At 62.7% G+C, this 1797-nt stretch carries 3 protein-coding genes; all 3 read left to right on the top strand.

Annotated elements, in window-relative coordinates:
- Positions 1–251, top strand: a 251-nt coding sequence (locus BKD70_RS22380) for a GNAT family N-acetyltransferase (RefSeq protein WP_139145794.1), incomplete at its 5' end; no start/stop codon positions are given.
- 38 nt (positions 252–289) lie between these two features.
- The gene (gene tesB, locus BKD70_RS22375; RefSeq protein ID WP_014720043.1) at positions 290–1159 is read left to right on the top strand and encodes an acyl-CoA thioesterase II; all 870 of its coding nucleotides are present in this window, start codon (positions 290–292) and stop codon (positions 1157–1159) included.
- Entirely contained in the window at positions 1156–1743 is a 588-nt protein-coding gene (locus tag BKD70_RS22370) for an HAD family hydrolase (RefSeq protein ID WP_014720042.1), read from the top strand. The genes tesB and BKD70_RS22370 overlap by 4 nt, the downstream gene beginning before the upstream one ends.
- Positions 1744–1797: the final 54 nt, after the last annotated feature.

Below are 1797 nucleotides of genomic sequence, written 5' to 3'. Positions count from 1 at the left end.
GCCTGGGTTATGCCAGTGAGGCCGCCTGGACAGCGTTGCGCTGTGGTTTTGACCGCTTGCAACTGGACGAAATCCTGGCCTTCACCACCGAGAGCAATCTGCCCTCACAAAAAGTCATGCAGGCCATCGGTATGCATTACGATCCGCAGGCAGATTTTGAACACCCGAAAGTCGCAGCCGGTGACCCGCTGCGACCGCATGTTTTGTACCGCATCACCCGCGCCCAATGGTTGGACACGCTGCACGGATAAGCAGCCCGGAATGCCCTATTGATTGTAGGAGTTGCTCTATGAGCCAAGTATTGGAAGATCTGGTGGACTTGCTGACCCTGGAGCCGATCGAGGAGAACCTCTTTCGCGGCCGCAGCCAGGACCTGGGCTTTCGCCAGCTGTTCGGCGGCCAAGTGCTCGGCCAGTCGCTGTCGGCGGCCAGCCAGACCGTAGAAGAAGCGCGGCATGTACATTCCCTGCACGGTTATTTCCTGCGCCCTGGCGATGCCGCGTTGCCGGTGGTGTATTCGGTGGACCGCGTGCGCGATGGTGGCAGTTTCAGCACGCGTCGTGTCACCGCGATTCAAAAGGGCAATCCGATCTTCACCTGCACGACCTCGTTCCAGTACGACGAACAAGGCTTCGAGCACCAGACCACCATGCCGGTGGTCGTGGGCCCGGAAAACCTGCCGTCGGAGCTGGAGCTGACCCAGCAACGTGCGCACTTGATCCCCGAGCACATGCGCGACAAGCTGCTGTGCCCCAAGCCCATCGAAGTGCGCCCGGTCACCGAAAAAGACCCGTTCAACCCGCAGCCGTCCGACCCGGTCAAGTACGTGTGGTTTCGTGCCGACGGTGCCTTGGCGGACACACCGGCGTTGCATAAATACCTGTTGGCCTATGCCTCGGACTTTGGCCTGCTGACCACCTCGCTGCTGCCCCATGGCAAGACCGTGTGGCAGAAAGACATGCAGGTCGCCAGCCTCGATCACGCGCTGTGGTTCCACGCCGACCTGCGTGCCGATGACTGGTTGTTGTACGCCATGGACAGCCCGTGGGCTGGCAACTCCAGGGGGTTCTCCCGGGGCAGCGTGTACAACCGCGCCGGGCAACTGGTGGCGTCGGTGACCCAGGAAGGTTTGATCCGCCATCGCAAGGATTGGGCATGAGCCTCGGCGACGTTAGGCACTGGGTGTTCGACATGGACGGCACCCTCACGGTGGCCGTGCATGATTTTGCCGCTATCCGCGTGGCACTGGACATTCCACCTGAAGACGACATCCTCACGCACCTGGCGGCCTTGCCTGCGCCGGTTGCAGCCGCCAAGCACGCCTGGTTGCTGGAGCACGAGCGCGAGCTGGCCCTGGGTTCGGTGGCGGCGCAGGGCGCGGTGGAGCTGGTACAGGAATTGGCCGGGCGCGGTTACCGCCTGGGGATCCTGACCCGCAATGCGCGGGAGCTGGCCCATATCACCCTGGAGGCGATAGGCCTGGCGGACTGCTTTGCGATTGAGGATGTGCTGGGGCGCGATGATGCGCCGCACAAGCCGGATCCCGGTGGGTTGCTGAAACTGGCGGCGGCTTGGGACGTAGCACCCCGCGACATGGTGATGGTCGGGGATTATCGCTTTGACCTGGATTGTGGCCGGGCAGCGGGCACCAAGACGGTGTTGGTGAACTTGCCGGAGAACCCTTGGCCGGAATTGGCGGATTGGCATGCCGAGGATTGTGCGGCGCTGCGCCGAATGATCTAAGCCGGGCGACAGAGAGCAAATGTGGGAGCTGGCTTGCCTGCGATAGCGGTGGGT

This window comes from Pseudomonas sp. BS-2016 (assembly GCF_001806145.1).
Lineage (GTDB): Bacteria > Pseudomonadota > Gammaproteobacteria > Pseudomonadales > Pseudomonadaceae > Aquipseudomonas > Aquipseudomonas lundensis.
This window is presented reverse-complemented; position numbering and strand designations above follow the sequence as displayed.

Coding starts and splice junctions, on each gene's coding strand:
- BKD70_RS22370 (WP_014720042.1), top strand. CDS start 1,156: ATGAGCCTCGGCGACGTTAGGCACTGGGTGTTCGACATGGACGGCACC.
- tesB (WP_014720043.1), top strand. CDS start 290: ATGAGCCAAGTATTGGAAGATCTGGTGGACTTGCTGACCCTGGAGCCG.